Source organism: Micromonospora sp. HB375 (assembly GCF_017872985.1).
Classification (GTDB): Bacteria; Actinomycetota; Actinomycetes; order Mycobacteriales; family Micromonosporaceae; genus Micromonospora; species Micromonospora chalcea.
On record NZ_JAGGJO010000001.1, the window covers coordinates 4,021,315 to 4,045,755 of the forward strand.

General features: G+C 74.6%; 26 protein-coding genes and 1 riboswitch. Of the genes, 7 read left to right on the forward strand and 19 right to left on the reverse strand.

Translation table 11 applies throughout. The features are described 5' to 3' along the window. Positions 1 to 43: 43 nt before the first annotated feature. Together J3R08_RS18505 and J3R08_RS18510 are read right to left on the reverse strand one after the other, a co-directional pair. Positions 44 to 454 carry a hypothetical protein gene (locus tag J3R08_RS18505; protein WP_069088496.1) on the reverse strand — a complete coding sequence of 137 codons (411 nt, stop codon included), beginning with the start codon at positions 452 to 454 and terminating at the stop codon, positions 44 to 46. A 38-nt stretch (positions 455 to 492) separates the two neighbouring features. After that, entirely contained in the window at positions 493 to 1,035 is a 543-nt protein-coding gene (locus J3R08_RS18510; protein ID WP_043323469.1) for a GNAT family N-acetyltransferase, read from the reverse strand. A gap of 59 nt (positions 1,036 to 1,094) precedes the next feature. Here J3R08_RS18510 and J3R08_RS18515 point away from each other — a divergent pair, with 59 nt between their 5' ends. Then, positions 1,095 to 2,429, forward strand: coding sequence for an SWIM zinc finger family protein (locus tag J3R08_RS18515; RefSeq protein WP_209962234.1), 1,335 nt, complete (start codon positions 1,095 to 1,097; stop codon positions 2,427 to 2,429). Further along, entirely contained in the window at positions 2,426 to 4,957 is a 2,532-nt protein-coding gene (locus J3R08_RS18520) for a DUF6493 family protein (RefSeq protein ID WP_209962236.1), read from the forward strand. The genes J3R08_RS18515 and J3R08_RS18520 overlap by 4 nt, the downstream gene beginning before the upstream one ends. Before the next feature lies 1 nt (position 4,958). On the opposite strand, the gene J3R08_RS18525 is transcribed toward J3R08_RS18520, so the two are convergent. Next, on the reverse strand, positions 4,959 to 5,411 hold the full coding sequence (locus J3R08_RS18525; RefSeq protein ID WP_209962238.1) for a hypothetical protein: 453 nt from the start codon (positions 5,409 to 5,411) through the stop codon (positions 4,959 to 4,961). Between the two features lie 64 nt (positions 5,412 to 5,475). Beyond that, positions 5,476 to 6,792 (reverse strand): hypothetical protein, encoded by a 1,317-nt coding sequence (locus J3R08_RS18530; protein WP_083297013.1) that lies wholly within the window; start codon positions 6,790 to 6,792, stop codon positions 5,476 to 5,478. A 373-nt stretch (positions 6,793 to 7,165) separates the two neighbouring features. Here J3R08_RS18530 and J3R08_RS18535 point away from each other — a divergent pair, with 373 nt between their 5' ends. The 5 genes from J3R08_RS18535 (at position 7,166) to J3R08_RS18550 (ending at position 11,494) form a co-directional block, all read left to right on the forward strand. Further along, the gene (locus tag J3R08_RS18535; RefSeq protein ID WP_043323460.1) at positions 7,166 to 8,641 is read left to right on the forward strand and encodes an NAD(P)/FAD-dependent oxidoreductase; all 1,476 of its coding nucleotides are present in this window, start codon (positions 7,166 to 7,168) and stop codon (positions 8,639 to 8,641) included. A gap of 69 nt (positions 8,642 to 8,710) precedes the next feature. After that, a riboswitch (SAM riboswitch) is annotated at positions 8,711 to 8,821 on the forward strand. A 33-nt stretch (positions 8,822 to 8,854) separates the two neighbouring features. Continuing rightward, positions 8,855 to 8,980, forward strand: a complete 126-nt coding sequence (locus J3R08_RS32480; RefSeq protein WP_255481362.1) for a hypothetical protein — start codon at positions 8,855 to 8,857, stop codon at positions 8,978 to 8,980. Between the two features lie 110 nt (positions 8,981 to 9,090). Next, positions 9,091 to 9,945, forward strand: coding sequence for an ABC transporter substrate-binding protein (locus J3R08_RS18540; protein ID WP_209962240.1), 855 nt, complete (start codon positions 9,091 to 9,093; stop codon positions 9,943 to 9,945). A 38-nt stretch (positions 9,946 to 9,983) separates the two neighbouring features. Further along, a complete protein-coding gene (locus J3R08_RS18545) occupies positions 9,984 to 10,760 on the forward strand; it encodes an amino acid ABC transporter permease (protein WP_069088490.1) in 777 nt (258 codons plus the stop codon). Next, positions 10,757 to 11,494 (forward strand): amino acid ABC transporter ATP-binding protein, encoded by a 738-nt coding sequence (locus J3R08_RS18550; RefSeq protein WP_064445684.1) that lies wholly within the window; start codon positions 10,757 to 10,759, stop codon positions 11,492 to 11,494. The genes J3R08_RS18545 and J3R08_RS18550 overlap by 4 nt, the downstream gene beginning before the upstream one ends. Positions 11,495 to 11,503: 9 nt before the next feature. Here the strand turns inward: J3R08_RS18550 and J3R08_RS18555 are convergent, their stop codons facing one another. The 15 genes from J3R08_RS18555 to J3R08_RS18625 all read right to left on the reverse strand — a co-directional run bounded on the left by J3R08_RS18555 (position 11,504) and on the right by J3R08_RS18625 (position 24,362). Further along, the gene (locus tag J3R08_RS18555; RefSeq protein WP_043323451.1) at positions 11,504 to 12,424 is read right to left on the reverse strand and encodes a carbohydrate ABC transporter permease; all 921 of its coding nucleotides are present in this window, start codon (positions 12,422 to 12,424) and stop codon (positions 11,504 to 11,506) included. Then, complete coding sequence (locus J3R08_RS18560) at positions 12,421 to 13,446, reverse strand: sugar ABC transporter permease (RefSeq protein WP_064445683.1); 1,026 nt, start codon at positions 13,444 to 13,446, stop codon at positions 12,421 to 12,423. Before J3R08_RS18560 ends, J3R08_RS18555 begins: the two co-directional genes overlap by 4 nt. After that, the gene (locus J3R08_RS18565) at positions 13,443 to 15,122 is read right to left on the reverse strand and encodes an extracellular solute-binding protein (RefSeq protein ID WP_209962241.1); all 1,680 of its coding nucleotides are present in this window, start codon (positions 15,120 to 15,122) and stop codon (positions 13,443 to 13,445) included. The genes J3R08_RS18560 and J3R08_RS18565 overlap by 4 nt, the downstream gene beginning before the upstream one ends. A 107-nt stretch (positions 15,123 to 15,229) precedes the next feature. After that, positions 15,230 to 15,919 carry a RibD family protein gene (locus J3R08_RS18570; protein ID WP_209962243.1) on the reverse strand — a complete coding sequence of 230 codons (690 nt, stop codon included), beginning with the start codon at positions 15,917 to 15,919 and terminating at the stop codon, positions 15,230 to 15,232. Then, complete coding sequence (ribA, locus tag J3R08_RS18575; protein WP_030499246.1) at positions 15,916 to 16,545, reverse strand: GTP cyclohydrolase II; 630 nt, start codon at positions 16,543 to 16,545, stop codon at positions 15,916 to 15,918. The genes J3R08_RS18570 and ribA overlap by 4 nt, the downstream gene beginning before the upstream one ends. Before the next feature lie 69 nt (positions 16,546 to 16,614). Next, positions 16,615 to 17,511: a lysylphosphatidylglycerol synthase transmembrane domain-containing protein gene (locus J3R08_RS18580; protein ID WP_231915483.1), complete on the reverse strand. Its 897-nt coding sequence runs from the start codon at positions 17,509 to 17,511 to the stop codon at positions 16,615 to 16,617. Between the two features lie 141 nt (positions 17,512 to 17,652). After that, a complete protein-coding gene (locus J3R08_RS18585) occupies positions 17,653 to 18,462 on the reverse strand; it encodes a class I SAM-dependent methyltransferase (protein ID WP_209962247.1) in 810 nt (269 codons plus the stop codon). Next, positions 18,459 to 19,496, reverse strand: coding sequence for a glycosyltransferase family 4 protein (locus tag J3R08_RS18590; RefSeq protein ID WP_209962249.1), 1,038 nt, complete (start codon positions 19,494 to 19,496; stop codon positions 18,459 to 18,461). Before J3R08_RS18590 ends, J3R08_RS18585 begins: the two co-directional genes overlap by 4 nt. Positions 19,497 to 19,500: 4 nt before the next feature. Next, on the reverse strand, positions 19,501 to 19,899 hold the full coding sequence (locus J3R08_RS18595) for a 6-carboxytetrahydropterin synthase (RefSeq protein WP_043323437.1): 399 nt from the start codon (positions 19,897 to 19,899) through the stop codon (positions 19,501 to 19,503). A gap of 2 nt (positions 19,900 to 19,901) precedes the next feature. Continuing rightward, on the reverse strand, positions 19,902 to 20,921 hold the full coding sequence (locus J3R08_RS18600) for a zinc-binding alcohol dehydrogenase (protein WP_374102383.1): 1,020 nt from the start codon (positions 20,919 to 20,921) through the stop codon (positions 19,902 to 19,904). A gap of 49 nt (positions 20,922 to 20,970) precedes the next feature. Continuing rightward, positions 20,971 to 21,234, reverse strand: coding sequence for a hypothetical protein (locus tag J3R08_RS18605; protein WP_205796395.1), 264 nt, complete (start codon positions 21,232 to 21,234; stop codon positions 20,971 to 20,973). Positions 21,235 to 21,338: 104 nt separating this feature from the next. After that, positions 21,339 to 22,394 carry an ABC transporter ATP-binding protein gene (locus tag J3R08_RS18610; RefSeq protein WP_209962253.1) on the reverse strand — a complete coding sequence of 352 codons (1,056 nt, stop codon included), beginning with the start codon at positions 22,392 to 22,394 and terminating at the stop codon, positions 21,339 to 21,341. Beyond that, positions 22,391 to 23,188, reverse strand: coding sequence for an ABC transporter permease (locus J3R08_RS18615; RefSeq protein WP_209962256.1), 798 nt, complete (start codon positions 23,186 to 23,188; stop codon positions 22,391 to 22,393). The genes J3R08_RS18610 and J3R08_RS18615 overlap by 4 nt, the downstream gene beginning before the upstream one ends. Next, positions 23,185 to 23,967 (reverse strand): molybdate ABC transporter substrate-binding protein, encoded by a 783-nt coding sequence (modA, locus tag J3R08_RS18620; protein WP_166455975.1) that lies wholly within the window; start codon positions 23,965 to 23,967, stop codon positions 23,185 to 23,187. The genes J3R08_RS18615 and modA overlap by 4 nt, the downstream gene beginning before the upstream one ends. Next, complete coding sequence (locus tag J3R08_RS18625) at positions 23,964 to 24,362, reverse strand: molybdopterin-binding protein (protein WP_043323433.1); 399 nt, start codon at positions 24,360 to 24,362, stop codon at positions 23,964 to 23,966. The genes modA and J3R08_RS18625 overlap by 4 nt, the downstream gene beginning before the upstream one ends. Between the last annotated feature and the right edge of the window lie 79 nt (positions 24,363 to 24,441).

Genomic DNA, 24,441 nt, shown 5'->3' on the forward strand with positions numbered 1-24,441 from the left:
GTACCCGTGGCGTCCCGCGCGCGACCGGCCGGGACGCCACGGGTCAGCGGCGCAGCAGGTCGGCGTGCGCCGCGCGCAGCCGGATCAGCGCCGGGTCGCCGGCCGGGGCGCGGCGGTCGAGTTCGGCCCACGCCTCGGCCAGCGCGTCGGCGAGCGCCCGCAGCTCGGCGGCGTGCCGCCGGCCGGACTGCTGGTGCAGCTCCTCCAGTCGGCGGGCCCAGCCGGCGCTGATCGCGGCGACGCGTTCGGCGTCGGCGCGCGCCTGGGCCCCGGTGCGGGCGGCCGGCGCGGGCACGATCGCGGCGATCGGGCGGGAATCGCCGTCGCGGGTGACGAGGGTGACGGTGTCGGTCAGCTCGGCCAGGGAGACGAGCTGGGTGAGCCGGGTGCGGACCTCGCGCAGCGGCAGGGCGCGCGGCTGCGGGGACCGGTCGGCCAGTGCGGGGACAGCCATGGACACATGTTCACGTCCGGGTACGACAGTTTCGGCGGTCAGGCCGTCCACTCCGGCGCCAGCACCGACCAGACCTCCATGTCGGCGCGGCCCTCCGGCGTCGCGGCGGCCCCGCGCAGGACGCCGTCGCGGCTCATGCCCAGCCGCTTGGCGACGGCGATGCTGCGGTCGTTGCCGGCCTTCGTGATCCACTCGACCCGGTGGATGCCGCGCTCCCGCACCGCCCAGTCGATGATCACGCGCGCGGCGCGGGTGACCAGGCCCTGCCCCTCGGCGCCCGGTTCCAGCCAGCAGCCCGCCTCGCACACCCCGCGCGCGGTGCTCAGCGACACGAACAGCACGCCGCCGACGAGCGTGCCGCGCTGCCAGATGCCCCAGAGGCCGCCGTCGTCGCGGGCCCACCGGTCGGCGTACGCCTGGAGGACCTTGCGGGCCGACTCGGCGTCGGTGGCGACGAAGGACGCGCCGACCCACGGCGAGATGTGCTCGCGGCAGCGGTCGAGGTTGGCCAGGAACTCGTCGGCGTGCCAGGGCGACAGTGGACGCAGCTCCGCGTCGTCGGTGAGGGCGTGGGCGAACATCAGAGGAAGCTAGCAGGACCGTCGCGCTTTTGTCGGTCGGTCCCTCTACGGTCTGCGCCGTGAACGCCGTCCAGACGTACCGATACCTTCAGCCGTCCGCGCTGCGCGCCGCCGGTCTCGATCTGCAGACCTGCGGCGGCCCGGCGGCCAACCCGCGCTTCTTCGCCGGGTTCCTCACCGCCCCGGCCGCGGCGGCGGCCGGGCTGCTCGCCGTCGCCGAGGTGGCCCGCACCCGCTACCACCAGCCGGTCAACCCGGCCAGCCTGGACCCGGTGGTCACCGGCAGCCGGGGCCGCCTGCGGTTCGAGTCGTTCTCCGGCTGCTGCGGGGTGTACGCCCGGATGGACGTCCTGCCGGCCGGGCTGGACGGCGAGATCAGCGGCCACGGCACCACGAACGTGGACGTGAACCCGCCGCTGCGGGAGGCGCTGGCCCGGGTGGGCGGCATCGAGCCGCTGCACGTGGCGGTCGGCCCGGACGACCTGACCGTCTCCACCATGGACGGCTCGGTGGTCGAGCGGAAGGTGCCGCTGCCCGGACGCTGGCTGCGCGGCTTCGCCGAGGTGCACGTGCTCACCGCCGGCTTCGAGCCGCGCGCCGAGATCCCGGCGGCGGAGGCGGCGGCGTTCCTGCGCCGGCTGCCCGCCGCGACGGACCGCAGCGTGCTGTGGGCGGTGCCCGCCGGGCGTACGCTGCGGCTCACCTCCCGGCCGGCGCCGGGCGCGGTCTGCCTGGCCGGCGCGGGCCGGCTCGCGGCGCTGCGCGGCGTGCTGCGCCACGCCCGCACGCTGCGGGTGTACGGCCCGGCGGTGCGCGCCGGATCGCCGGCCGTGCCGAGCACGTGGGAGCTGGACACCGGGGCGCTGCGGGTGTCGCTGACGCTGTCCCCCGAGCCGTACCGGGGGTTCTCCGGCGAGGGCGCGGCGCTGGCGGCGCTCGCCGGTGACGACGTGGTCGACGACGCGGAACTGGTGGGCGCGCTGCTCAACTGGGATCCGACGATCGACGTGGCCGCGCTGGCCGACGCCGCCGCGCTGCCCGACGGGCGGGTGCGTGCCGCGCTCGCCCAGCTGGGCACCGCCGGGCGGGTCGGGTACGACGTGGCGGACGGGGCGTACTTCCACCGGGTGATGCCCTACGACGCGGGCCGCGCGGAGCGGGACAACCCGCGGCTGCTCGGCGCGCGGGCGCTGGTCGAGCGCGGCGCGGTCGAGCGCGACGGCGAGGACGCGACGGTACGCACCGACGCCGAGGTCTACCGGGTGCGCCGCCACCCGGACGGCGCATACTCCTGCACCTGTCGCTGGTGGGCGCGGCACCGCGGGCAGCGGGGGCCGTGCCGGCACGCGCTGGCCGTGTCGATGGTCGCGGCGCCGGTGGAGGCGCTGTCGTGACCGGGTTCGTCGAGGCGGTGGTGCGCGGCAGGATGTCCGAGGTCCGCTCCGCCCTGGCCGGGTTGGACGAGCCGGCCCGCCGGGCGCTCGGCGACGAACTGGTCGCCGACGTGCGCCGCAGGCGGGACGCCTGGTGGTGGCAGGGCGAGGCGGCGACGCTGGCGGTCGCAGCGGTGGGGACGCTGAGCACGCCGACGAAGGTGGCCGCGCTGCTCGGCCGGCGCTCGGTCTGGCTGAGCGGCGTCGACGCCGCGCCGGTGGTCGACGTGGCCCGGGAACGCGGGGTGACCTGGCTGGCGGACGTGGCGTACAAGCTGGCCGACCGGCTGCCCCGGGACCGGATGCTCGCGGGCTGGCGGTTCGTCGCCGGTCTCCTGCTGGCGGAGAAGGCGCCGCCGCCGACCGGGGACGACTTCGTGCGCGGGTGGGCGGCCGAACAGGGCTCCCCGGCCCCACGCGGGACGCGCCTGCCGACCGTGGACCGGCTGCGCGCGGACCCGTTCCTGGACGCGCTGCTGCCGCGCCTGTTCGAGGTGGACGGCGTGGGCACCGAACTGGCCCGCGGCGACGGCGCGGGCACGGACGCGGATGCCCTGCCCCGTGCGCTGGCGGCGCTGGCGGCGGAGGGCCGGCTCGACCGCGCTGCCCTGCTCAACGGCGTGCTCGGCCGGCTGCTGCGCGGCGACCGGCCGGCGGCGCTGCGCCCGTTCCTGGCCCTGCACGACCTGCTCGCGCCGACTCCGGACGAGGTGGCGGTGCGGTCGAGCGCCTACCTGCGGCTGCTCGCCGACGGGCCGGGGCCGGTGGCCCGCGCCGCCCAGCGGACGCTGCGGGAGGCCGGTGACGCCGCCGAGCCGGAGGCGCTGTGGGAAACCGCCCGGACGGTGCTGGCCCGGCCGGAGAAGGCGCTGGTCCGGGCACAGTTGACCTGGCTCGACCGGCTGGCCCGGCAGCACCCGGATCAGGCCACGGAGGTCGGCGCGGTGCTCGCCGTGGCGGCCGGTCACCCGGACGCCGGACTGCGCGAGCGCGCGCTGGCGCTGGCGGCGCGGCACGGTCACCGGCCAGAGGCGGTCGCCACCGTGGCCGAGCCTCGTGACGACCTGCCGCCGCCGCTGCCGGCGCCGGCCGCGCCACCGCCGATCGCCGACGTGGACGAGCTGGTGGAGGAGGTGGCGGCGACACTGCGCGGACTGTGGCCGGCCTCGGTGCTGGAACGGGTCATGGACGGACTGCTGCGGCTGGGCACCCGTGACCGCGACCGTCTCGAGGTCGCGCTGGCGCCGGTGCTGCGCCGGGAGCAGGTGGCCGAGTACGAGCACATCTGGGCCCGGTCCGACCCCTCGTTCGAGATCGACCGGCTGCTGCTGTTCGTCGCGCGTATCGGGGACGCCACCCGGCGCCGCGACGGCTGGGCCTCGACGCTGGCTACGGCCGGTGGCGGGCCTGCCGCGGTGGCCTCCGGCCGCCCCGCGCCGATGTGGCTATACCGCCTCCGGCTGGCCGAGGCCGGGCAGCGCCTGGACGGCCGTGACGATCCAGGGCTGTTGTCCGCGCCCACCTCGGCCACCGGGGCGGTCGAACCGCAGGTGCTCTACGAGCGGCTGGCGGCGCTCGGCGACCGGCCGTACTGGAGGTGGGACTACACGCAGGCGTTGTTGCGCCTGCCGGCCGGGGTCGACGAGCCGCTTGCGGCCCGCGCCGAGGCGCTCGGCACGCCGGGCGGCGTCGAGCTGGCGGCCTGGCTGCGCGGCGGTGGCGTGCCGGCGCCGGTGCAGGAGGTGGTGACGGTGGGCCGGCGGGACCGGTCCGGCCGCTACGACTGGAGCTACGACCAGTTGCCGGAACGACGGCGGCTCGTCGCGCTCACCCCACCGGCCGACGTGGACGACCGGTTCGGCCTGCTCACTGTGCGGCCGGCGGCGATCGGCCGCCGGATCTTCGACGCCGGGCACCTGTGGCCGGCCGTCCTGCCCGGCCACCGGGGCGTGGTCGCCGCCCAGGTCCTTCCCGAGCTGGCCATGGCCGCCCAGGAGGACTTGGCCGGGCGTGGGCCGGTCCTGCTGGCGCTCGCCGAGTGCACTGGTGCGGGCGGGCCCGCGCTGGACCTGGCCGTGGCGTACGGGCTGTGCGCCCGGCACGAGGCGGACCGGGTGGCCGCGCTCGACGCGCTGCTGATCCTGGCCGCCGCCGGTGACCTGAACGCGCCGGCGGTGGGCGGGCATCTGGGCGAGATGGGGGCGCAGGGGCAGGTGATCCTCACCCGGGCCGTCACGCCGCTGCGGGACGCGCTGGCGGCGGGCGCCCGGCTGAGCGTCTGGCGGCTGCTCGCCGCGGCGTTGCCGCCGCTGCTGGCCGGGCCGACGCCACCGCGGGGCACGCCGGACCTGCTCGCGCTGGCGGCGGAGGCGGCGACCGCGACGGGCGTCCGGATCGAGGTACCAGGGCTGGCCGACGTGGTGGCCCGGGGCGGCAGCAGCCGGCTGGTCGCCGAGGCCCGGCGGCTCGCCGCCGCCCTGGCCGCCTGAGTCAGCCGCCCCCGTCGCCGGGCAGGTAGGCGCACAGCGCGTCGAACTGCGCCACGGTCAGGTCCGAGGGATTCGCCGCCTGCGGCTGCCGGAGCACCTCGGCCCCGGCCAGCCGCGGGTCGGCGCGCAGCACCTCGCGGCGTACCCGCAGTGGCTCGTCCAGGATCGTCAGGTCCAGCGGCGCGGTCCACGGCTCGCCCGGCGCGCCGGGCTGCGGCGGGGCGGCGATCCGCCCGACGCCCCAGACGCCGTACGGCGTCCGGCCCCGGCTGCCGCTGGCCCAGAACACCACCGGCTGGCCGGCGCGCATCAGGCGTACCCGGTAGCCGGGGCGGACGCACCAGCCGGTGACGCGCGGGTCGGCGGCGAAGCGGGCCGTAAGGTCCACCGCGTCCGCGTTGCCCTTGATCAACCAGGCGCCGAGGTCGTCCAGGGTCACCCGCCGATCGGTCATCAGCCCATTCTGCGGTCCGCCCGGGCGGAGCGCCGGACGACGGGGCGGCGGGCCGGGGCGGTCGTCAGATGATCAGGTGGGTCCAGTAGGTGAGCCAGACCGCGAACAACGCGCCCTGCAGCAGCGCCAGCGCGGCGGTGAGCCAGCCGTCGAGGCCGGGCCGGCGAGCCCAGCGGGCCAGCACGAACGCGACCGGGAACGCGGCGAGCAGGTAGCGCAGGAGGCTCTTGTACACCGGCGGCCCCATCGACAGTGGCACCAGCACCACGACGAGCGTGTAGACCAGGTACGGCCAGTCGGCCCGGCGGCGCAGCCCGACGACCGCCACCACCAGCGTCGCCACCGCGATCCACACCCGCAGCGCGTCGGCCGAGTTGCCGCCGGTCAGCGCGGACACCGCCGTCGCGACGGGGTTCTGCAACCGGATCGCCCAGCCGGTCTCCTGCGCGTGCTGGTAGGCGAACCAGTCCCCGCTCTGCCAGCGGCAGAACGCCATGAACGTCAGCCAGCCCGCCGGCACCAGCACCAGCGGCCAGCCCTCGCGCAGCAGTCGCGGCCACGCGCGCGGGCCGGCCCGCCAGCCGTGCTGGCGGAGCAGCACCAGCGCCAGCGGCGCCACCACGAGGAAGCCGACGGAGCGGCTCATCGCCAGGAAGTAGCCGACCACGCCGACGACCAGCCAGCGGCGTCGTTCGGCGTACCAGAAGGTGGCCAGCGCCAGGCAGACGAACAGGGACTCGGTGAGCGCCGCCTGGAACAGGAACGCCGTCGGCAGGAGCAGCAGGTACCGGACCGCTCGCCGGCCGTCGGCCGGTGCGGCGCCGCCGAGCAGCCGGCCCCCCAGCCGGTACGCGAAGTAGAGCTGCACCACCAGCGCCACGTTGCTGACCAGCAGCAGAGCCCAGGCGGTGTGACCGCCGAGCAGCGGCGCGAGCGGCCGGGCCAGGAACGGATAGAGCAGCGGGAAGCCGAAGTCCGGCCACGGCCGGTCCAGTGGCAGCCGGGCCAGGTGCTCGTAGAGGAACGAGTCCCAGGCGAACCAGAGCGAGAACCAGCGGTGCGACGAAATCGCGTCCTGCTGCTCCCGCATCCCGGTCTCGCCGGCCGGCGGCGCGCCGGGCACCCCGTCCCAGGCGGCCAGCACCAGCACGCCGAGCAGGCTGAGCACGAGCTTCGAGCCGACGAAGACGGCGAACACGAATCCCCACGGCTCGGGCACCCCGCGGACGACCCGGATTCCACGCGACCACCACCGGGTACGCCCGGAGCGCGCCCCGACGGCAGGGCCGGCCGCGCGTTCAGATTCGGCCGCGCGGAAGGATTCGGCCGCGCGTTCGGGGTCGGCCGCGCCACCGGGATCGACCCGCCGCTCCTCCGTCATCGCGCTCCCACCGGTCGGCCCCTGGCCGACGTGCCGGCCGGAAACCCGGCCCGCATTCCCCATCCGTCCCCGCCCACACCCGTCCCCGCCGGCACCCGTCCGGCCCACACCCCTCCGGCCTGCCCCGTCCGGCCCGCCCACACACCTGTCCGGCACGCCCCCATGCCCGCGTCGATCATGAGGTTGGCGGCGACAAATCAGACACCAAACGCCGTCAACTTCATGATCGACGGGGCCAGGCCGGGTCGGGGCGGGGCGGGGCGGGGTGGGGTGGGTGGGCGGCGCATCGGGGTGGGTGCGCAGGTGAAGTTGCCGGTGGGGCGGGTATGCGCGGTGCCGCATCGGGAGGCTGGCGGCAGGGGGCGCGGACGGCATGGGTGACGGCGACGGAACCGTGATCATCGGGGCGGGGCCGGCCGGGTTGACCGCCGCGTACGAGCTGCTGCGGCACGGCGAGCCGGTCCGGGTCTACGAGGCCGACGACGTGGTCGGTGGGATCAGCCGGACCGTGGAGCGCGAGGGCTGGCGCTTCGACATCGGCGGGCACCGCTTCTTCACCAAGGTGTCCCGGGTCGAGGACTTCTGGCACGAGATCCTGCCGGACGAGGACTTCCTGCTCCGGCCGCGGATGAGCCGTATCTACTACCGCGGGGCGCTGTTCGACTATCCGCTCAGCGCCGGGAACGCGCTGCGCAACCTCGGCCTGCTGGAGGCGGCGCGCTGTCTGGCCTCGTACGGCCGGGCCCGGCTGCGCCCGCCGAAGGACCAGTCGCACTTCGAGGGGTGGGTGTCGGCGCGGTTCGGCTGGCGGCTCTACTCGATCTTCTTCAAGACGTACACGGAGAAGGTCTGGGGGATGCCGGCGGACCAGTTGCAGGCCGACTGGGCGGCCCAGCGGATCAAGAACCTGTCGCTGGCCACCGCGATGCGCAACGCGCTGCTGCCCCGGCGCGACCGCACGGACGTGACCAGCCTGATCGAGGAGTTCCAGTACCCGAAGCACGGCCCCGGGATGATGTGGGAGCGCTGCGCCGAGGAGGTCGCCCGACGCGGCGGCACGGTACGCACCGGCGCCTGGGTGACCGAGGTACGGCGGGATCCGGCGGCCCGGCGGGCGACAGCGGTGACGCTCGTCGACGCGGACGGTGAGCGGACCGAGCCGGCCGATCATGTGATCTCCTCGATGCCGATCTCCGCGCTGGTGCGGGCGATGCGGCCGGAGGCGCCGCCCGAGGTGCGGGCCGCCGCCGACGACCTGCGGTACCGGGACTTCCTGACCGTCGCGCTCGTGGTGCCGGAGGAGTTCTCGTTCCCGGACAACTGGATCTACGTGCACGACCCGGCGGCCCGGGTGGGCCGGATCCAGAACTTCGGCTCCTGGTCGCCGTACCTGGTCAAGGACGGGCGGACGTGCCTGGGGCTGGAGTACTTCGTGTTCGAGGGCGACGAGATGTGGCGGACGCCGGACGCCGAACTGGTCGCGTTCGCCACCGCCGAGCTGGAGCGGCTGGGCCTGGTCAAGCCCGGCTGCGTGGAGGCCGGTTACGTGGTCCGGATGCCGAAGGCGTACCCGGTCTACGACGAGCGGTACCAGCGCAACGTCGACGTCATCCGGGGCTGGCTTGCCGCGAACGTGCCGAACGTGCACCCGGTCGGGCGCAACGGCATGCACCGGTACAACAACGCCGACCATTCGATGCTCACCGCGATGCTGACCGCGGAGAACATCGCGCACGGCGCGGAGCACGACGTCTGGACCGTCAACGTGGAACAGGACTACCACGAGCAGCGCAGCCCGTCGCGGCACGGCACCGGCCGGGACGCGCCGGTCGTCCCGGCCCGTCGGTAAGGCGCCGCGCGTGAGGGTGGTCATAACCGCTGGACGGCCGCCCCGGCGGTGCTGCTAGCCTTCTGGGCAGGTCATGAGCGCCAGCGCGAAGCCCCGGCTCGCTGGCCGGCAACCCTCCTCCGCGGTGGGGTGCCCCGGGTGAAGACCAGGCACCGGCAGCCGCCGGTGCAAGCGTGGCCTGGCACCCAGGTCAGCACCAGACCAGGGAGACCGATGTCCGCACCACCCTCCACCCCCTCCGGCGACGTCGCCGCGTACCCGGCCCGCTTCGCGCTGGTCAAGCGCCGCCACGTCGACCTGATGCGGGTGTGCAGCGACGCCTGTCGCCCCGCGCGCTGAGCGAGCGCCACCCCCCTCTTTCCGATCCATCCTTCTCCGGCCCGGTCGTCTGTCCGGCGGGCCGGCGCCGACGCGCGCCTCCGCGCGTCCATCCACTCTGGAGAGACATCGTGCGTTTCCGTACCGTCCTGACCCGTGCCGCCGCCGTCGGCGCGGCGGCCCTGCTCGCCGTCACCGCGCTCACCGCCTGCGGCGGCGACGACACCGACGCGGCCGACAACCCGTACGGCCTGCTCCAGCCCGGCGTGATCCGCGCCGGAACGCTCACCGACGCGCCGCCGAACGTCTTCCTCAAGGACGGCAAGTTCACCGGCTTCGACAACGAGCTGCTGCGCGCCGTGGCCGCCAAGATCGGCCTGAAGGTGGAGTTCGTCGGCACCGACTTCTCCGCCCTGCTCGCCCAGGTCAACAGCGGCAAGTTCGACGTGGGCAGCTCCTCGATCACGATCACCGAGGCGCGCAAGAAGACAGTGGACTTCGGCAACGGCTACGACTTCGGCTACTTCGGCCTGGACGTGCCGGCCGGCTCCACGCTCACCGGCTTCGACCAGCTCGCCGGCAAGCGCGTGGTGGTGGTGCAGGGCACCGTGCAGGACGACTACGCCACCAAGCAGAACCTCGACCCGGTGCGCGTGCCCGACTACAACAGCGCGATCAACCAGCTCAAGGCCGGCACCGCGGACGCCTGGATCGCCCCGGCGGAGATCGGCGACAAGTCCGCCGCCGACAGCAACGGCAAGATCAAGGTCGCGGCGAAGCAGCTCAGCCCCACCCCGACCGCGTTCGCCGTGGCGAAGGGCAACGACGAGCTGCGCGAGGCGCTGAACAAGGGCCTCGACGAGGTGATCGCGGACGGCACGTGGAGCCGCCTGCAGGCGGAGTACTACCCGGGGCGGCCGATCCCGGCCGACTTCAAGCCCGGCAGCGGGTCGGTGGCGGCGCCGGCGCCGTCGGCCGCCTCCTGAGCCGGTAACCGAGCACGAGCAGGGCGGACGGAGCGGACATGGACCCACTGAGCACCCTCTGGGAGACGTTCTTCGACTGGGAGTCGATGCGCGAGGCGCTGCCCGAGATGCTGACCGTCGGGCTGCCCAACACGCTCACCCTGGCGGTCTCCGCCGCCCTGCTCGGCTCGGTGCTGGGCATGCTGCTGGCCGTCGCCGGCATCTCGCGTACCCGGTGGTTGCGCTGGCCGGCGCGGATCTACACCGACGTGTTCCGCGGCCTGCCGGCCGCGGCGACCATCCTGCTCATCGGCGTCGGCCTGGCGCCGCTGGGCATGCAGGTCTGGGGCCCGAACCCCTATCCCCTGGGCGTGCTGGCGCTGTCCCTGATCGCCGCCGCCTACCTCGGCGAGATCTTCCGGGCCGGCATCCTGAGCGTGGAGGCCGCCCAGCTGGAGGGCGCGCGGGCGCTCGGCTTCTCCTGGGGCGAGGCGATGCGCCTGGTGATCATCCCGCAGGGCGTACGCCGGGTGCTGCCCGCCTGGGTCAACCAGCTCATCTCGCTGATCAAGGACTCCAGCCTGGTCTACTTCCTCGGCCTGCTGGCCAGCCAGCGGGAGCTGTTCCGGATCGGGCAGGACTACGCCGCGAACACCGGCAACCAGTCCGCGCTGCTGCTGGCCGGGCTGTTCTACCTGTTGCTGACCGTGCCGCTGACCCACGCGGTGAACTGGCTGGACCGGCGGCTCCGGCAGGGCCGCCCGGCCGCGCCGCCCGAGCCGGAGCCGGATGCCGAGCCGGTCGACCTCACCCCGTCCGGAAAGGACCCGCGATGACCACCACCACCTCGGTCAGCCTGGCCGTCCGCGACGTGCACCTGGCCTTCGGCGCGCACCGGGTGCTGCGCGGCGCGGACCTGGACGTGGCGCGCGGCGGCGCCGCGTGCGTGATAGGCCCGTCCGGCTCCGGCAAGTCGACGCTGCTGCGCACCATCAACCGGCTGATCGAGCCGGACCGGGGCGACGTGCTGCTGGACGGCCGCAGCGTGCTGCGCGACGACCCGGACGCGCTGCGCCAGCGCATCGGCATGGTGTTCCAGCAGTTCAACCTCTTCCCGCACCTGAGCGTGCTGCGCAACATCACGCTGGCGCTGCGCAAGCTGAAGAAGCTCGACGAGGACGAGGCGGTGGCGCTCGCCCGCGCCCAGCTCGACCTGGTCGGCCTGGCCGGCAAGGCGGACGCGCGGCCGGCGCAGCTCTCCGGCGGGCAGCAGCAGCGCGTCGCGATCGCGCGGGCGCTGGCGCTGCGCCCGCAGGTGATGCTCTTCGACGAGGCGACCAGCGCGCTGGACCCGGAGTTGGTCAAGGGCGTGCTCGCGGTGATGGCGGACCTGGCCGCGGCCGGCATGACGATGGTCGTGGTGACGCACGAGATGGGGTTCGCGCGCAGCGTCGCCGACACGGTGGCGTTCATGGACGCGGGCGTGGTGCTGGAGTCCGGCCCGCCGGAGGCGGTGTTCGAGGCGCCGGAGCACCCGCGGCTGCGACGCTTCCTGTCCCAGGTTCTGTGACCGGCCGCCTCAGCCCTTCACCGCGCCGATCAGCACGCCCTTGACGAAGTGCCGCTGGATGAACGGGTAGACGGCGACGATCGGCGCGACGGTCAGCACCACGACCGCCATCTTGACCGCCTCGGTCGGCGGCATGGTCACCCCGCTGCTGCCGCCGGAGGTGTGCGGGGCCTGCCCGGCCAGCAGGTAGCTCTGCAGCACCCGCTGGATCGGGTACATGTCGTTGCGGTCGATGAACAGCAGCGCGTCGAACCAGACGTTCCAGTAGCTGACCGCGTAGAACAGGCCGACCACGGCGATGACCGCGCGGGACAGCGGCAGCACGATGCGCGCGAGCGTACGGAAGTCGCTCGCGCCGTCGATGCGGGCGCTGTCCAGCAGTTCCGACGGGATGCCCTGGAAGAACCCGCGCACCACGACCAGGTTGAACACGCTGATCGCCGGTGGCAGGACCAGCGCCCAGATGGTGTCCTTCAGGCCGAGCCCGGTGACCACCAGGTAGCGGGGCACCAGCGGCGGGTAGACCAGGAACGGGATCAGGAAGTACGCCAGCAGCCAGCGGTGCCCCAGCGAGCCCGGCCGGGACAGCCCGTACGCGGCGAGCACGGTGACCGTCAGCGCGATGGCGGTGCCGATCACCGTGACGAGCGTGCTGATCCAGAGGGCCCGGGTGACAGCGCCCCCGGCGAAGATCGTCTCGTACGCGGACGTGTCGATGCCCCGGGGCACGACCACCAGGCCGCCGGCCCGCGCGATGGTCTCCCGCGAGGACAGGCTGGTCACCAGGATCACCCAGAGCGGGAACAGCACGCCCGCCACGAGCACTGTGAGCACGACGGCCTTGAGGCCCTGCCCGACCGGGGTGGGCGGTTCCTGCCACACCGGCCGGCGGGATCGGTCGCCGGCGACCCGGCGGATCAGCGTGGTCATGACTTGGAGTAGATCCCTCGTTCGCCGAGCATGTGCGCCACCCGGTTGGCGGCCAGGATCAGCACCAGCCCGATGACGGCCTTGAACAGTCCGGCCGCGGCGCCGTACCCGTAGTTCCCGGTGGCGATGGAGAAGTGGTAGACGAAGGTGTCGAGCACCTCGGCGGCCTGCCGGCCGACGGCGTCGCGTTGCAGCAGGAACTGCTCGAAGCCGACTGAGAGCGCGTCGCCCAGGCGCAGGATGAGCAGCAGCACGATCACCGGTCGCAGACCGGGCAGCGTGATGTGCCACAGCCGCCGCCACCGGCCGGCGCCGTCGGCGGCGGCGGCCTCGTAGAGGTTCTGGTCGATGGTGGACAGCGCGGCCAGGAAGACGATGGTGCCCCAGCCGACGTCCTTCCACACCGCCTCGACGGTGACCAGCACGATGAACGTGTCCGGGTTGGTCATCACGTTCCACGGCTGCATCCCGGCGTCGCGCATGCTCTGGGCGAGCAGCCCCGCGCCGCCGAGCATCGCCACGAAGAACGTGACCACCAGCACCCAGCTGAAGAAGTGCGGCAGGTAGACGATGGTCTGGATGAGCCCGCGCAGCCGGCTGGACAGCAGGTTGTGCAGCGCGATGGCCAGCAGGATCGGCAGCGGGAAGAAGAAGACGAGCTGGAACGCGGTGATCGCCAGCGTGTTGCGGAACGCGTCCCAGAACGCCGGGTCGGAGAACAGCAGCTGGAACTGGCCGAAGCCGATCCAGTCGCTGTGCGCGAACGCCTGCCACGGGTTGTCGCCGAGGTAGGGGTTGTAGTCCTGGAACGCGATCACGTTGCCGGCGATCGGCAGGTAGCTGAAGACCAGCAGGATTCCGAAGCCGGGCGCCACCATGGCGAGCAGCTGCCAGTCCCGGCGCAGCCGGGTGCGTAGCGGCACCCGGCGGCGGCGGGGAGGTCGGCCGGGCGGTCGGCCGGGCGAGGCCGGGGCGTCCGGCCGGGCCCGCTCGGGCCCGGCCAGGACGGCCGGCTCGCTCATCGGCCCGCCTTGGGCAGCGCGTCGGCGAGCAGCTTCCGGGCCTCTTCGCCGCCGGCGGCCTTCCACTCCTTGACGATGGCGTCCACGTCGCTCAGCGGTCGGCGGCCGCGCAGCACGTCGGTGAACTTGTCCTCGGTGGGCACCTGGTTGGCCTTGTACGCGGCGGGCATCTCCAGCTTCACCCCGGCCCACGGGTTGGGCTGCATGTGCTTGACCATCTCGTTGGAGTACGCGAGCACGTCCGGCACGAAGCGCGGGGTGTCCGGGAACGGCCCGATGGTGGGGTTGCGGCCGCTGATGAAGAAGTACTGGTTGGCGATCTCCTTGAACGCCAGGTCGGTCTTGACCGGCCCGTTCGGCGACGGGTTGTGGTGCTTGCCCGCGACGCCGAAGTCCCGCAGCTGCGCCTCCTGGCTGCCCAGCGGCGCGGAGCACCAGTTGATGATCCGCAGCAGCTCCTGGACCCGGTCCTTGCCGAGGCCCTTCTTGACGAACGTGTAGGAAATCGGCTCGTCGTCGCCCCAGACCAGCGGGTCGCCGCCGGTGGCGGAGAAGATCGGCACCGGCTGGATGTTCAGCTTGGGGTTGGTCTTCTGGTGCTCGGCCTGGGCGCCCTGCCAGAAGCCGACGCCGTCCTGGAGGAACACGATCGCGCCGTTCTTGGCGAACAGCTGCTTGGCGTCCGCGCCCCTGCTGGCCACGATGTCCGGGTGGACCAGGCCGTCCGCGTAGATCTTGGCCATCACCTCCAGCGCGCGGCGGAACTCCGGGGTCTCGTACTTGAACTCGGGGGTGCCGTCGGACTTGACCCGCCATCCGCCCTTGTGACCCGGCACCTTGTGGAACATCTGGATCATGGCGAAGACGTCGTTGAACGCCCACACCTTGCGCGCCGGGTCGGTTACCTGCTTGGCCACGGCGAGCAGGTCGTCCAGGTTCGCCGGCACGGCCAGGCCGCGCGCGTCGAGGACGTCCTTGCGGGTGAACAGCGCCCACGGGAACGGCCCGTCGGTGGGGTTGGGCACGGACATGAGCCGCTCGTTCCAGACCGCCCGCCGCCAGGCCCCGGTGGGGAAGCTCGCCAGCATCGGGTACGCGGCGGCGGCGTCGCCGCTGAGGTGGTCGGTCAGGTCCTCGAAGAGCACCTTGATGGCCTCGGCGAAGCGCGGGATCTTCTCCACCTCCCACCCCGGTACGCACAGCAGGTCCGGCACGTCGCGCGCGCCGAGCATCGCGTTGAGCTTGTCGGCGTACGTGTTGCCGTCTTGGATGGTGAAGTTGACGGGCGTGCCCAGCTCGGCGTTGACCGCCTGGAGGTAGGCGCTCTGCGCGACGCCGGGCGGCGCCGGGCCCCAGGCGGGGGTCATGGCGGTGACCTGCTTGCCGCTGGTGCCGGGCTTGTCGGTGACGGCGTCGACGAGGCTGGCCGGGTAGCGGGTGTAGCCGTCGGGCACCGGCCGGGTGCCGACGATGTCGGGCTTGATGCCGCCGGGCAGGTCCTTGTGGTTGGGCAGCAGGCCGGAGACGGCGTCGAGGTTCTGGGCGGCGCCGGTGCCGGCCGGCTTCTCCGAGCAGCCGGCGAGCAGCGGGCCGGCGGTGGTGGCGGCCACGCCGAGGCCGACCAGGCCGAGGAAGCGACGGCGGGAGGAGCCCGGGTCGGGGTGGTGCGCGGTCATCGGTCCCCCTTCGGGAAGGGATGCGCAGTGGATTAGTTCGTATGGATGGTCAACAAACTAATCACGACCGTGAGCTTGCACAAGGGTGGACCGGGCGGGACGACGGGTCAGGCCGGGCAGCGGTCGGACAACGCGTAGCGGGTGAGCACCACGTCGCCGATCTGGCGTACCTCGACCACCCGGGCCCGACGGCCCGGGTGCCACGGGAAGCGGCCGTCCCCGACGAAGCGCGGCGCCCGACGGTCCCCCACGAAGAACGGGGCGACCACCAGGTGCAGCTCGTCGGCCAGGCCGGCGGTGAGGAACTGGAGGTGCATCGAGCCGCCGCCCTCCACCATCAGGCGCGTCACGCCGCGCCCGGCCAGGTCGGCCACCACCGCCTCCGCGGTGGCCGGATCGCCCGCGTCGACCACCGTGGACACGGCGCCGACCTGCTCACGGGCCTTGTCCACCACTCCGCTCGGGCAGTACACCAGCTTGAGCCCGTCACCCATGGTGAAGAAGCGCGCCCCCGGGTCGAGGTCGCCGCTGCCGGTGACTGTCACTTTCACCGGCGACGGGGGCAGGCCGCGCGCCACCCGCTCGGCGCGCCGCCGCTCGCTGCGCACCAGCAGGCGGGGGTCGTCGCGGCGCACCGTCGCCGCGCCCACCAGGATCGCGTCGCACCCGGCCCGGGTCGCGTCGACCCGGTCCAGGTCGTCGTCGTTCGACAGCAGCAGCCGGTCGGTGGTCGCGTCGTCGATGTAGCCGTCGATCGACATCGCGCAGCTGAGCAGGACGTACGGGCGGGTGGTCACGGCACGAACGGCAGGTCGAGGGCGTGATCGGCGCGGGTCACCTTGGCCGCCAGGTAACCGGCGTTCGCCGGCGACAGGTGCACGCCGGTGGACACCCGGTCGGCCACCGTGACGCCCAGCCGTTCGAGCTGGGCCGCCTTGTCCGGGTTGTTGCTGAGCAGGGCCACCCGGTCCACGCCCAGCGCGCCGAGCATCTGCGCGGCCACCGTGTAGTCACGCTCGTCCGCGCCGCGCCCGAGCGCCAGGTTCGCCTCGTACGTGTCGAGGCCGTCGTCCTGCAGCGCGTACGCGTCGAGCTTGGCGTACAGGCCGATGCCCCGCCCCTCCTGCCGCAGGTAGAGCAGGTAGCCACCGGCCTCGGCGATGCGCTCGACCGCCTCGCGCAGCTGCGGCCCGCAGTCGCAGCGCTGGCTGCCGAACACGTCCCCGGTGAGGCACTCGCTGTGCGGGCGGACCAGCGGCGGGTCGGCGTCGACGTGTTCACCCAGCCCGAACGCCAGGTGCTCGCGCCCGTCGACGAGACCGTGGAAGGTGTGCACGCGCGCGGTCGTCACGTAACCGTCGGGGAACCGTAGCGGGACCGTCACGCGGGTCCGGACCGTCGCGGTGGGCAGGGTTTCGTCCATGGTTCTCCTGTCGTCCGGTCGCCGGGCGGACCCGGCGACGCACACCTCGCTCCCCCACCGTAGGCGGGATCACCGACAGTTGCCGGGCTCCCGCCGGGGCATCCGCCGCGCCAGCAGCACCGCGGCGCCGGGCAGGCTGGCCACCAGCACCAGCGCGCCGTACACCGTGCCGGTCGCCACACCCTGCGCGGCGGTCAGCCCGGCCGAGGCGAACGCCCACGCGGCGACCCCCTCGCGCGGGCCGAACCCGCCCACGTTGAGCGGCACCGCCATGGCCAGCAGGGCGAGCAGCGTCAACGGCAGCAGGCGGGACAGCGGGGCGTCCGTCCCGGCGGTGCGGGCGGCCACCACGAACGTGGCCAGGTGGCCGGCGAACACCACAGTCGAGGCGATCACCACACCGGCCCAGGTCCGGCGGCCCAGCACGCCGGAGCGCACGTCGGCGACCACGGTCCGGGCCGCCCGCGCCCAGCGGGACGCCCCGGAGCGGGGCACCGCGCGGGCGGCCAGCGCCAGCGCCAGCGCCACCACGGCCAGGCCGGCCGCCAGCCACGGCAGGTACCGGCGCACCGGTGACGGGAACGCGGCGAGCAGCGCCACCGCGATGACCACCTGCACCACCTGACCGGCGGTGCGCTCCCAGACCACCGCCCGTACGCCCCGGGCCACGTCCCCGGCGTCGCGGCCGTGCCGGACCGCCCGGTGCACGTCGCCGAGCACGCCACCGGGCAGCGTCGAGTTCAGGAAGATCGCCCGGTAGCAGTGCGCCACCGCGGCGCGCATCGGCAGCCGTACGCCCAGCCCGCCGGCGACAAGCGACCAGCGCCAGGCGCAGCAGACGGTGGTGATCACGCCGATGCCGAGCGCGGCGGCCAGCGCCGGCGCGTCGATCAGGCGCAGCCCGGCCAGGAACGGACCGGTGCCCACTGACGCGACGAGCACGGCGAGCACCGCGAGCCCGAGCAGCGGACGTACCCAGGTCCGGCGCGTCCGGGCCCGGCGCGGCGGCGCGGGCGTGACAGCCGGTACGGGTCCGGCGACGGCGACGTGTGACAAACGGTCCTCCCTTGTTCCCACCGGTTGTCACGTGCCAGCAGCCGGTACGGTTCAGCCGGCGAGCAGGTCGGCGTGGTGCAGCACCACGTCGAGCCGGCCGGCGGCGGCCTCGGCGAGCCGCCACTTCTGATACGTCCCGGCGGGCCCGGACAGATGCGGTAGTTCCTCGACCGCTGCGGCGACCCAGCCGGTGAGCCATTCGGCGACCAGTTCCGCCTGCTCCGGGCCGAGCCGCCACGGGGTGGGGCGCACCACGACCTCGACGCCGTGACGGGAGAACGCGGCCACGGCGGCGTCCACGGCGTCCGGCCCGAGCAGCGCCCGGCCGTCGACGGTGCGCCGCTGGTGGGCGTTGAACGCGGCGGTCAGCTCGGCGTCGAGCGGGTGCGGCGGGGTGAACTCGGCCCGCCCGCTGACGGTGAGTGCGAACAGCGTCGGGTGCCCGGCGCAGGCCGCCGCCATCCGCCCGACCTCCTCGGCGGTGAGCATGTCCAGCAGCGCGGACGCGGTGACCAGGTGCGCGCCGGCCAGGTCGGCGGCGGTCAGCCGGGTGATGTCCGAGTCGAGCGTCGTCACGGTGACCTCGGCCCCGTCGGCGGCGGTGAGCCGCGCCGAGCGGGCCAGCGCCAGCAGGTCCCGGTCGCGTTCGTGCAGCACCCAGCGTTGCGGGCCGGGCAGCCGGGGCGCGAGCCAGCGGGCCATCGAACCGGTGCCGCTGCCCAGGTCGTGCACGACGAGCGGCCGGCCGGCGGGCATCCGGTCGCGGACCGCGTCGGCCAGCTCGGCGCTGCGGGCCGCCGCGTCGGCGGGCTCTCGCAGCCGCAGCCAGTCCGCGAAGCCGGGCGGGAGTGAGGTGGTCATGCCGCGGTCGCCTCCTTCAGCGCCGTCGCCAGCCGGTCCACTGTGACCGGCCAGCCGGTGAGGGTGTCCCGCCGCTGCCGGGCGGCGCGGCGCAGCCGGTCCCGCAGGCCGGGGTCGGTGAGCCAGCGGCGCAGCGCCGCGGCGGTCGCGCCCGGATCGTCCGGTGGCACCAGCAGGCCGGGCCGCTCGCCGCCGGGCGCGTGCCCGAGCGTGGCCGGCAGGCCGCCGGTGTCGCTGGCCAGCACCGGTACGCCCCGGGCCAGCGCCTCGGTGACCACCATCCCGTACGTCTCCTGTCGCGAGAGCTGAACCAGCAGATCGGCGGCGGCGTAGGTGGCGGCCAGGTCCGGCCGGGTACGGGGGCCGGTGAGCCGGACCCGGGCGCCCAGACCCTCGGCGGCGAGCCGCCCGCGCATCCGGTCGGCGAAGGGCCGGTCCCGCTCCAGCGGTCCCACCCAGTCGCAGGTCCAGTTCAGGTCCGCCACCTCGGCGAGCGCGGCGGCGAGCACGTCGTGGCCCTTGACCGCCGTGACGGCGGCGACGCAGAGCAGCCGCCCACCGCCGGGCGTGCCGGGGGCGACGGGCGCCGGGTCGACGCCGGGTGGGGCGGCCGTCACCAGTTCGGGGCGCAGCCGGTAGCGGTCGAGCAGCCGGCCGCGGGTCCACTCGCTGGTGGCTACCACTGCGCTGGCCGCCGCCAGCGCCCGCGCCTCGGTCTCCCCCTCGATCGGCAGGTGCACGAGGATCACCAGGCGCAGCCGCGCGGCGTGCGGGGCGAGCACGTCCGGCACGGTGGAGGCGACCAGGCCGTCGAGCAGCACCGTCGCGCCGTCGGGCAGCCCGCCGAGCAGTCCGGCCAGGTCGGCGCGCTCGCGTGGCCCCGGGTGCGGCCAGCCGCCGGGCACCTGGTGTTCCCGGACCGTCCAGCCGCGTCCGGCCAGGCCACGGCAGACGTGCCGGTCGTAGGCGTTGCCGCCGCTGGGGTCCGCCGGGTCGTCGATGTCACCCGGCAGCACCACGTGGACGACGCTCATCCGGTCAGAGCGACCGCTCGTAGCTCGCCCAGGCGATGTGTGACTCGTGCAGGGTGACGGTGATCCCGGTCAGGCCGCGCGCCCCCTCCCCCAGCCGGCCGGCCGTCACCGCGTCGGCGAGCCGGTCGGCCACCGTACGGGCCAGCACCTCGGTGGTGGTGTTCACCCCGGTGAAGGCGGACTCGTCGTCGAGATTGCGGTAGTTCAGCTCGCCGAGCACGGCCTTGAGCTGCTCGGTGGCCAGCCCGATGTCGACCACGATCCCGTCGTCGTCCAGCTCCGGCCGGCGGAACGTGGCGTCGACGACGAACGTCGCGCCGTGCAGCCGCTGGGCCGGGCCGAACACCTCGCCGCGGAAGCTGTGGGCGACCATGATGTGGTCCCGGACGGTCACGCTGAACACGTTCACTCCTCGCCGTAGGTGATGAGATGGCACAGCGCCGGCAGCCGGCCCGAGGCGAGCCGGTCCAGCACGTCGGGCAGGTCGTCGAAGCGGGACCGGCCGGTGAGCAGCGCGTCGAACACCGGGTCGGCGAGCAGGTCCAGGGCCAGGGCGAGCCGGTCGGCGTAGCTGCGGTCGGCGCGCCGGGGCGACACCGTGCCGACCTGGCTGCTGCGGATGCGCAGCCGTCGGGAGTGGAACGCGCCGCCGAGCGCGAGCGTGACCGGCCGGTCGCCGTACCAGCTCAGCTCCAGCACGGTGCCCTCGGGACGCAGCAGCTCCAGACCGCGCTGCAGCCCGTCGGCGGTGGCGCTGGCGTGCACCACCAGGTCGCGACCGCCGGCCGCGTCGGCGGGCGCGGCGAAGTCGGCGCCGAGCGCGGCGGCCACCTCGGCGCGGGCCGGGTCGGCGTCGACCAGCTCGACCCGGACGCCGGGGAAGCGGGCCAGCAGCGCGGTGACCGCGCAGCCGACCATCCCGCCGCCGATCACCGTGACCCGGTCGCCGACCAGCGGCGCGGCGTCCCACAGCGCGTTCACCGCGGTCTCCACGGTGCCGGCCAGCACCGCGCGCTGCGCCGGCACGCCGTCCGGCACGACGGTCACGGCGTCGGCCGGGACCACGTACGCGCTCTGGTGCGGGTAGAGGCAGAAGACGGTACGGCCGAGCAGCCGCTCGTCGCCGGCCTCGACCGTGCCGACGTTGAGGTAGCCGTACTTCACCGGGGCGGGGAAGTCGCCCTCCTGGAACGGCGCGCGCATGGCGGCGTGCTGGTCGGCCGGGACACGGCCGGTGAACACGAGCGTCTCGGTGCCGCGGCTGACGCCGGAGAAGCGGGTACGCACCAGCACCTCACCCGGGCCGGGCGAGGCGACGCGCACCGGCCGGATCTCGCCCTCGCCGGGAGCGCGGAGCCAGAACGCCTGGGCGTCTACCGTCACGAACTCTCCTCTTCCCCGCATTCCGACCGAGTTGTCGATCATAAACACGGAAGCGGGGCGTCAACGGTTCGAACCGCCCGCGACCCGATGCTCAGGCGGCGCGCCGCCGCTGCTCCGTACGCCACGTTTCCGGCTCGGCCCGGTCGGCGTGCCGGTCCCCGGCCAGCTCCATCGCCCGGTGGGCCGCCGTCAGCGCGTCGCACGGCGCGACCTGACCGTCACACAGCAGGCTCTCGCACCGGCCGGACTCGTCGGGCCGGTGCGCGACGGCCACGTCGTACGCGGCCCGCCAGAGCAACGGGTCGGTGACTCCCCGTGGCAGGTCGGCGTCCTGACTGGACCTGTTGCGGATCATGTCGGGCACCGTGTCCCCCTTTGCGTCGTCGCTACCGTCCCAGTGACCGGTTGAGCGCAGATCAAACCTCTCACCTGCGCACATGCCGCGACCAGCGGTGTTTGTCACGCCGGATAGGCGCGCGTCTCCGCTGCCTTGACCGCCGCCCAGACCGGCCGGCCGGGGATCAGCCCGAGGTGGGCCGCGGCGGCGGGCGTGACGTCGGCGGCGACCTCGACCGGGCCGGCCAGCTGCACGCGCAGGTTGTCGCCGTGGCGCTGCACGCCGGTGACGGTGGCCGCCCACACGTTGCGCGGGCTGCCCTCGGGCCGGGACGGGTGCAGCGCCACAGCGGCCGGCGGGTAGGCGACGAACACGTCACCGTGGACGGTGTCGGCGGTGGTGAGTGCCAGCTCACCGACGGTGACCGTGTGCCCGTCGGCGCGGCCGCGGTGCAGGTTCAGGCCGACCAGCCGGGCCACGTAGTCGGTGCGTGGCCGCGCCGTGACGGTGGCGGCGTCACCCTCCTGCACCACCCGGCCGTGCTCCACGATGACCAGCCGGTCGGCGAGCACCAGCGCGTCGAGGGGGTCGTGGGTGACGAGCAGCGTCGCGCCGGGATGCGCGCCGAGGTGGCGCTGGAGTTCGGCGCGGGTGTCCAGCCGGGTCCGCGCGTCGAGCGCGGCCAGGGGCTCGTCGAGCAGCAGCAGGGCCGGGTCGACGGCGAGCGCGCGGGCCAGCGCGACCCGCTGCGCCTGCCCGCCGGAGAGCTGCCGGGGCCGGCGCCGGGCCTGGTCGCCGAGGCCGACCCGGTCCAGCCACTCCTGGGCACGGGCGCGGGCGGCCCGCTTGTCGGCGCCCCGGCGGCGCGGCCCGAACGCCACGTTGTCCAGCGCGCTCAGGTGCGGGAACAGCAGGTAGTCCTGGAACACCACGCCGACCGGCCGCCGTTCCGGCGGCGTCCACATCCGGCGGTCCGGCCGGTCCAGGTCGGCGCCGTCGAGCGTGAGGTGCCCGGCGGTGAGCGGGTGCAGCCCGGCGAGCACCCGCAACGCGGTGGTCTTGCCCGCGCCGTTGGGGCCGAGCAGCGCCACCACCTCACCGGCGGCGATGCGCAGCCGCACGTCGAGGGTGAACCCGTCCCGCTCGGCGGCCAGATGCGCGTCCAGCAGCGCGGTCATGTGCTGCCGACCCACTTGTCGCGCAGCGCGGCGAGGATGACCACGGAGACGGTGAGCAGGATCAGGCTCAGCACGATCGCGGCCTGCAGGTCGGTCTCCAGCGCCAGGTAGACAGCCAGCGGCATGGTCTGGGTGCGGCCCGGATAGTTGCCGGCGAACGTGATGGTGGCGCCGAACTCGCCGAGCGCGCGGGCCCAGCAGAGCACCGCCCCGGCCGCCACGCCCGGGGCGACCAGCGGCAGCGTGACCCGGGTGAACGTGGTGAACCGCCCGGCGCCGAGCGTGGCGGCGGCCTCCTCGTACCGGGGGTCGGCGCCGCGCAGCGCCCCCTCGACGGCGATGACCAGGAACGGCATGGCCACGAACGCCTCGGCCAGCACCACCCCGGCGGTGGTGAACGGCAGCGTCACCCCGAACGTCTCGTCCAGCCACGAGCCGATCAGCCCGCGCCGGCCGAAGACCAGCAGCAGCGCCACGCCGCCGACCACCGGCGGCAGCACCAGCGGCACCGTGACCAGCGCCCGGACCAGCCGCCGCCCGGGGAACTCCACCCGGGCCAGCAGCCACGCCAGGGGTACGCCGAGCGACACGCAGAGCAGCGTGGCGACGGTGGCGGTCACCAGCGACAGCCGCAGCGCGGTGAGCACGCCCGGTTCGGTCAGCCGCTCGGGCAGCGTGGTCCAGGGGGCTCGCAGCAGCAGACCGGCCAGCGGCAGGACGAGGAAGGCCAGTCCCAGCCCGGCGGGCACGAGCAGGGCGATCGGCACCCGCTGCCGGCGTACCGTGCGGCTCATGCGCCGGGCGGCGCCTGGAACCCGGCGGCGGTGAGCACGGCGAGCCCGGCGTCGGAGCGGACGAAGTCGACGAAGGCGCGGGCGCCGGCCGGGTTCCCGGCGGCGCGCAGCACCACGATCGGGTAGTCGTTCACCGCGCGCGCGGACTCCGGGAACTCGACCGCGTCGAGCCCGGGAGCGGCGCGGACGTCGGTGCGGTAGACCAGCGCGGCGTCGACCTCGCCGAGGCGCAGCTTGGCCAGCGCGCCCTTGACGTCCTGTTCGAGCGTGGCGGGCGTGAGCCGCACACCCGCCGCGTCCAGCGCGGTGCGCGCGGCGGCGCCGCAGGGCACCTGCTCGGCGCAGAGCGCCACCTTGACGCCGGGCCGGGCGAGGTCGGCCAGACCGCCGACCCGGGCCGGGTTACCCCGGGGTACAGCCACGACGAGCTGGTTGCGGACCAGCACCGCCGGTTCGCCCGCGGCGTCACCGGCGTCGGTGACCGTCTTCATGGTGGCCGGGGACGCGGCGGCGAACACGTCGGCGGGCGCGCCCTGGGTGATCTGGGTGGCGAGCCCGGAGCTGCCGCCGAAGTTGAATCGGACGGTACGGCCCGGGTGCGCGGCCTCGTAGTCCTTGCCGAGCCGGGTGAACGACTCGGTGAGCGAGGCGGCGGCGAACACCGTCACCGGGCCGGCGCCGTCGGGTCCGGCCGGGGCGTCCGCGCCGCCGCAGCCGGTCAGGCCGAGCGCCGCCACCAGCGCGCCGGCGAGGGCGGCGCGGATCCACCGTACGGTCACGGGCTGGTCCTTCCCCTGGGGGTGGCTCGCTCGACCACGACGGTGGTCGACTTGATCACGGCGACGGCGACGGCGCCGACCTGGAGGTCGAGGTCGTCGACGGCCTCGCGGCTCATCAGCGACACCACCCGGAACGGCCCGGCCTGGATGTCCACCTGGGCCATCACGGTGTCCTTGACCACGGCGGTGACGATGCCGCGCAGCCGGTTGCGGGCGGAGGACAGCTCGGGGTGGCCGGGGGCGCGGACGAACGCTGCGACGTCGGCGCCGTCGAGCACCCGGTGACCGTGCTCGTCGCGGGTGGCCGGCAGCTTGCCGGCGTCGATCCAGCGGCGGACCGTGTCCGCGCTGACCCCGAGCAGTTCGGCTGCCTCACCGATCCGGAACACCGTCACGCGCTCACCCTAGCGGCCCGCAGGTGCGGGCTGGAAGGGGCATGGTGGCTCGCATCCGCGAACCTCAAGGCGGCTCGGG

Coding starts and splice junctions, on each gene's coding strand:
- J3R08_RS18505 (WP_069088496.1), bottom strand. CDS start 454: ATGGCTGTCCCCGCACTGGCCGACCGGTCCCCGCAGCCGCGCGCCCTG.
- J3R08_RS18510 (WP_043323469.1), bottom strand. CDS start 1,035: ATGTTCGCCCACGCCCTCACCGACGACGCGGAGCTGCGTCCACTGTCG.
- J3R08_RS18525 (WP_209962238.1), bottom strand. CDS start 5,411: ATGACCGATCGGCGGGTGACCCTGGACGACCTCGGCGCCTGGTTGATC.
- J3R08_RS18530 (WP_083297013.1), bottom strand. CDS start 6,792: ATGACGGAGGAGCGGCGGGTCGATCCCGGTGGCGCGGCCGACCCCGAA.
- J3R08_RS18535 (WP_043323460.1), top strand. CDS start 7,166: ATGGGTGACGGCGACGGAACCGTGATCATCGGGGCGGGGCCGGCCGGG.
- J3R08_RS32480 (WP_255481362.1), top strand. CDS start 8,855: ATGTCCGCACCACCCTCCACCCCCTCCGGCGACGTCGCCGCGTACCCG.
- J3R08_RS18545 (WP_069088490.1), top strand. CDS start 9,984: ATGGACCCACTGAGCACCCTCTGGGAGACGTTCTTCGACTGGGAGTCG.
- J3R08_RS18550 (WP_064445684.1), top strand. CDS start 10,757: ATGACCACCACCACCTCGGTCAGCCTGGCCGTCCGCGACGTGCACCTG.
- J3R08_RS18555 (WP_043323451.1), bottom strand. CDS start 12,424: ATGACCACGCTGATCCGCCGGGTCGCCGGCGACCGATCCCGCCGGCCG.
- J3R08_RS18560 (WP_064445683.1), bottom strand. CDS start 13,446: ATGAGCGAGCCGGCCGTCCTGGCCGGGCCCGAGCGGGCCCGGCCGGAC.
- J3R08_RS18565 (WP_209962241.1), bottom strand. CDS start 15,122: ATGACCGCGCACCACCCCGACCCGGGCTCCTCCCGCCGTCGCTTCCTC.
- ribA (WP_030499246.1), bottom strand. CDS start 16,545: ATGGACGAAACCCTGCCCACCGCGACGGTCCGGACCCGCGTGACGGTC.
- J3R08_RS18585 (WP_209962247.1), bottom strand. CDS start 18,462: ATGACCACCTCACTCCCGCCCGGCTTCGCGGACTGGCTGCGGCTGCGA.
- J3R08_RS18590 (WP_209962249.1), bottom strand. CDS start 19,496: ATGAGCGTCGTCCACGTGGTGCTGCCGGGTGACATCGACGACCCGGCG.
- J3R08_RS18600 (WP_374102383.1), bottom strand. CDS start 20,921: ATGATCGACAACTCGGTCGGAATGCGGGGAAGAGGAGAGTTCGTGACG.
- J3R08_RS18605 (WP_205796395.1), bottom strand. CDS start 21,234: ATGATCCGCAACAGGTCCAGTCAGGACGCCGACCTGCCACGGGGAGTC.
- J3R08_RS18610 (WP_209962253.1), bottom strand. CDS start 22,394: ATGACCGCGCTGCTGGACGCGCATCTGGCCGCCGAGCGGGACGGGTTC.
- J3R08_RS18615 (WP_209962256.1), bottom strand. CDS start 23,188: ATGAGCCGCACGGTACGCCGGCAGCGGGTGCCGATCGCCCTGCTCGTG.